This window comes from Flavobacterium luteum (assembly GCF_008806775.1).
Lineage (GTDB): Bacteria > Bacteroidota > Bacteroidia > Flavobacteriales > Flavobacteriaceae > Flavobacterium > Flavobacterium luteum.
Genome location: NZ_WAEM01000016.1, coordinates 1 through 5,529 on the forward strand (window position 1 = coordinate 1; position 5,529 = coordinate 5,529).

The window sequence follows — 5,529 nt, forward strand, 5'->3', positions numbered from 1 at the left end:
CCAATAAAACAAAAAACCTCGTTTTTTAGAACGAGGTTTTTAAAAAGAAAGGCGACGACATACTCTCCCACATAACTGCAGTACCATCTGCGCAGGCGGGCTTAACTACTCTGTTCGGGATGGGAAGAGGTGAGCCCCGCCGCAATAACCACCTTAAGAGGTTAGTTGCTTTAGGCAACATTTCAATTACTTCGTCTGTTCGCCAAAAGGCTCGAGTCGTAATTTGTAATTTCAAATTCGTAATTGAATAATATCTTAACATACTGAGATAAAGAATATAAAAAGTATTAGAAAGTTTCTTCCCGAGTCTTGCGACTCGGGAGGATTTGTACATAAGCTTACGGGTTATTAGTACTACTCGGCTATGACATTACTGCCTTTACACCTATAGCCTATCAACCTAGTCATCTTCTAGGACCCTTAAAAGAAATCTCATCTTGTGGTGGGTTTCGCGCTTATATGCTTTCAGCGCTTATCCCTTCCAAACGTAGCTACTCTGCGATGCTCCTGGCGGAACAACAGATACACTAGAGGTTTGTCCAATTCGGTCCTCTCGTACTAGAATCAGATCCACTCAAATTTCTTGCGCCCACAGTAGATAGAGACCGAACTGTCTCACGACGTTCTGAACCCAGCTCGCGTGCCACTTTAATGGGCGAACAGCCCAACCCTTGGGACCTTCTCCAGCCCCAGGATGTGACGAGCCGACATCGAGGTGCCAAACCCCCCCGTCGATATGAGCTCTTGGGGGAGATCAGCCTGTTATCCCCGGCGTACCTTTTATCCTTTGAGCGATGGCCCTTCCATGCGGAACCACCGGATCACTATGCTCTACTTTCGTACCTGATCGACCTGTATGTCTCTCAGTCAAGCTCCCTTATGCCATTGCACTCTACGCACGGTTACCAAGCGTACTGAGGGAACCTTTAGAAGCCTCCGTTACTCTTTTGGAGGCGACCACCCCAGTCAAACTACCCACCAAGCAATGTCCCCCCGTATGGGGGTTAGGCCTCAGATAAACAAAGGGTTGTATTTCAACAATGACTCCACAACGCCTAGCGACGCCACTTCACAGTCTCCAACCTATCCTACACATCATTTATCCAAGGTCAATACTAAGCTATAGTAAAGGTGCACAGGGTCTTTTCGTCCCACTGCGGGTAAACGGCATCTTCACCGTTACTACAATTTCACCGAGCTCATGGCTGAGACAGTGTCCAGATCGTTACACCATTCGTGCAGGTCGGAACTTACCCGACAAGGAATTTCGCTACCTTAGGACCGTTATAGTTACGGCCGCCGTTTACTGGGGCTTCAATTCAATGCTTCTGGTTGCCCATAACATCTCCTCTTAACCTTCCAGCACCGGGCAGGTGTCAGGCCCTATACTTCATCTTACGATTTTGCAGAGCCCTGTGTTTTTGATAAACAGTCGCCTGGACCTCTTCACTGCGGCCAGCATTGCTGCTGGCGACCCTTCTCCCGAAGTTACGGGTCTATTTTGCCTAATTCCTTAGCCATGAATCTCTCGAGCACCTTAGGATTCTCTCCTCGACTACCTGTGTCGGTTTACGGTACGGGTACTAATAACCTGAAGTTTAGAGGTTTTTCTTGGAAGCCCTTAGGTACACTATCTCGTTGGCCGAAGCCGCTGAGTACTATCGCATTTCACCAAAACCTGCGGATTTGCCTACAGGTCCTATAGCTAGGTGCTTTAACGAACTATTCCGTCAGTTCGCGGTACTTTCATCACTCCGTCACCCCATCACAGTTATCAGTAGTACGGGAATATTAACCCGTTGGCCATCGACTGTCCCTTTCGGGTTCGCCTTAGGTCCCGACTAACCCACAGCTGATTAGCATAGCTGTGGAAACCTTAGTCTTTCGGTGTGCGGGTTTCTCGCCCGCATTATCGTTACTTATGCCTACATTTTCTTTTCTAACCAGTCCAGCATACCTTACGATACACCTTCAACCCTGTTAGAATGCTCCCCTACCACTTGTAAATAAATACAAATCCATAGCTTCGGTAATATGTTTATGCCCGATTATTATCCATGCTCGTCCGCTCGACTAGTGAGCTGTTACGCACTCTTTAAATGAATGGCTGCTTCCAAGCCAACATCCTAGCTGTCTGGGCAGACAAACCTCGTTCTTTCAACTTAACATATATTTGGGGACCTTAGCTGATGGTCTGGGTTCTTTCCCTCTCGGACTTGGACCTTAGCACCCAAGCCCTCACTGCACGGAAACATTATATAGCATTCGGAGTTTGTCAGGAATTGGTAGGCGGTGAAGCCCCCGCATCCAATCAGTAGCTCTACCTCTATATAACTTTGCGCCGTGCGCTGCACCTAAATGCATTTCGGGGAGTACGAGCTATTTCCGAGTTTGATTGGCCTTTCACCCCTACCCACAGGTCATCCGAAGACTTTTCAACGTCAACCGGTTCGGACCTCCACACTGTGTTACCAGCGCTTCATCCTGCCCATGGGTAGATCACACGGTTTCGCGTCTAACACTACTGACTAAAGCGCCCTATTCAGACTCGCTTTCGCTACGGATCCGTGGCTTAACCACTTATCCTTGCCAGCAACGTTAACTCGTAGGCTCATTATGCAAAAGGCACGCCGTCACCCCATTTCAGGGCTCCGACCGCTTGTAAGCGTATGGTTTCAGGATCTATTTCACTCCGTTATTCACGGTTCTTTTCACCTTTCCCTCACGGTACTGGTTCACTATCGGTCTCTCAGGAGTATTTAGCCTTAGCGGATGGTCCCGCCAAATTCAGACAGGGTTTCACGTGCCCCGCCCTACTCAGGATACCACTATTTATTACACTTGTTACCTATACGGGACTATCACCCTCTTTGGTCCTACTTTCCAGTAGATTCTAATTCCTTGTGCATAAAATCTCGTGGTCCTACAACCCCAACATTGCCGTAACAACATTGGTTTGGGCTAATCCGCGTTCGCTCGCCACTACTTACGGAATCACTTTTGTTTTCTTCTCCTCCGCCTACTTAGATGTTTCAGTTCAGCGGGTTTGCCCACCTATCGGTGTACTATGTCTTCAACATAGTGGGTTGCCCCATTCAGGTATTTACGGATCAATTCGTGTGTGCCAATCCCCGTAACTTTTCGCAGCTTATCACGCCTTTCATCGCCTCTGAGAGCCTAGGCATCCCCCATACGCCCTTATTTTGCTTATTGTACCAACACATTATTTAAAATGTGCCGTTTCTTTTACTTGCCTAATGATAAACAAGTAAAAATGCTTTCTACTTTTTATTATTTCTTATCTCAATATGTCAATGAACTTTATAATACCCAACTTCATTGGGTATCTCCTGCTTTTTAAAGCAGATTCCTGCTTTGGCAGGAAATTGGTGGAGAATAACGGAGTCGAACCGTTGACCTCCTGCGTGCAAGGCAGGCGCTCTAGCCAGCTGAGCTAATCCCCCAATTTTAATTAAAAATTAAAAATTACGAATTACGAATTATGAAAAATCATAATTATCAACTTCTAAAATTTCCTTAAATAAACAATAACTACCTTTGTTTTAATTCGTAATTACTAATTCATAATTCGTAATTAAATAAAGTAGTCCCGCCCAGACTCGAACTGGGGACCCCAACATTATCAGTGTTGTACTCTAACCAGCTGAGCTACGAGACTCTGTATTATTTCTTAATTTGTATTATTTGAACTAACAGCGAGAGTAAGTAATCTTAATTTTTGATTACTAGTAAATTGCGTCTTTCTCTAGAAAGGAGGTGTTCCAGCCGCACCTTCCGGTACGGCTACCTTGTTACGACTTAGCCCTAGTTACCAGTTTTACCCTAGGCAGCTCCTTGCGGTCACCGACTTCAGGCACCCCCAGCTTCCATGGCTTGACGGGCGGTGTGTACAAGGCCCGGGAACGTATTCACCGGATCATGGCTGATATCCGATTACTAGCGATTCCAGCTTCACGGAGTCGAGTTGCAGACTCCGATCCGAACTGAGAACGGTTTTGTAGATTCGCTCCTACTCACGTAGTGGCTGCTCTCTGTACCGTCCATTGTAGCACGTGTGTAGCCCAAGGCGTAAGGGCCGTGATGATTTGACGTCATCCCCACCTTCCTCACAGTTTGCACTGGCAGTCTTGTTAGAGTTCCCGACATGACTCGCTGGCAACTAACAACAGGGGTTGCGCTCGTTATAGGACTTAACCTGACACCTCACGGCACGAGCTGACGACAACCATGCAGCACCTTGTAAATTGTCTTGCGAAAGTTCTGTTTCCAAAACGGTCAATCTACATTTAAGCCTTGGTAAGGTTCCTCGCGTATCATCGAATTAAACCACATGCTCCACCGCTTGTGCGGGCCCCCGTCAATTCCTTTGAGTTTCATTCTTGCGAACGTACTCCCCAGGTGGGATACTTATCACTTTCGCTTAGCCACTGAAGTTGCCCCCAACAGCTAGTATCCATCGTTTACGGCGTGGACTACCAGGGTATCTAATCCTGTTCGCTACCCACGCTTTCGTCCATCAGCGTCAATCCATTAGTAGTAACCTGCCTTCGCAATTGGTATTCCATGTAATCTCTAAGCATTTCACCGCTACACTACATATTCTAGTTACTTCCTAATAATTCAAGACTTGCAGTATCAATGGCCGTTTCCCCGTTGAGCGGAAAGATTTCACCACTGACTTACAAATCCGCCTACGGACCCTTTAAACCCAATGATTCCGGATAACGCTTGGATCCTCCGTATTACCGCGGCTGCTGGCACGGAGTTAGCCGATCCTTATTCTTACGATACCGTCAAGCTCCTTCACGAAGGAGTGTTTCTTCTCGTATAAAAGCAGTTTACAATCCATAGGACCGTCATCCTGCACGCGGCATGGCTGGATCAGGCTTGCGCCCATTGTCCAATATTCCTCACTGCTGCCTCCCGTAGGAGTCTGGTCCGTGTCTCAGTACCAGTGTGGGGGATCTCCCTCTCAGGACCCCTACCCATCGTTGCCTTGGTAAGCCGTTACCTTACCAACTAGCTAATGGGACGCATGCTCATCTTTTGCCGTTGTGACTTTAATATAGTGTTGATGCCAACTCTATATACTATGAGGTATTAATCCAAATTTCTCTGGGCTATCCCTCTGCAAAAGGTAGATTGCATACGCGTTACGCACCCGTGCGCCGGTCTCTAGTATTGCTACTATACCCCTCGACTTGCATGTGTTAAGCCTGCCGCTAGCGTTCATCCTGAGCCAGGATCAAACTCTTCATCGTATATTGTTATGCTGAATTGCTTCTGCATCGTATTTTAGACGAATTCTATAGCTTTATTCTAATCTCTCGATTCTCTTACTCTCTTTTTATTTGTTACGATATCTCTATCGTAACGGCTGTCAATTCAATATGTCTAGGAACGTGTTCTTCTTCTTTTATTGCGCTTTCATTCTCAAAGCGGGTGCAAAAGTAAACATTCTTTTCTATCTAACAAGCTTTTTTAAATAATTTTTTTGATTTTATTTCT

2 tRNA genes and 3 rRNA genes are annotated in these 5,529 nt (G+C 46.4%); all 5 read right to left on the bottom strand.

Annotation, left to right across the window (positions count from 1 at the left end):
* Window positions 1–46: 46 nt before the first annotated feature.
* A 5S ribosomal RNA gene (gene rrf / locus F6464_RS14235) occupies window positions 47–156 on the bottom strand.
* Window positions 157–328: 172 nt separating this feature from the next.
* A 23S ribosomal RNA gene (locus tag F6464_RS14240) occupies window positions 329–3,213 on the bottom strand.
* A gap of 174 nt (window positions 3,214–3,387) precedes the next feature.
* Window positions 3,388–3,464: transfer RNA gene (locus tag F6464_RS14245), tRNA-Ala, on the bottom strand.
* A 141-nt stretch (window positions 3,465–3,605) separates the two neighbouring features.
* Window positions 3,606–3,679 (bottom strand) — tRNA-Ile (locus tag F6464_RS14250).
* A 91-nt stretch (window positions 3,680–3,770) separates the two neighbouring features.
* Window positions 3,771–5,282: ribosomal RNA gene (locus F6464_RS14255) — 16S ribosomal RNA — on the bottom strand.
* Together the 16S, 23S and 5S rRNA genes with 2 tRNA genes alongside form the textbook arrangement of a ribosomal RNA operon.
* Window positions 5,283–5,529: the final 247 nt, after the last annotated feature.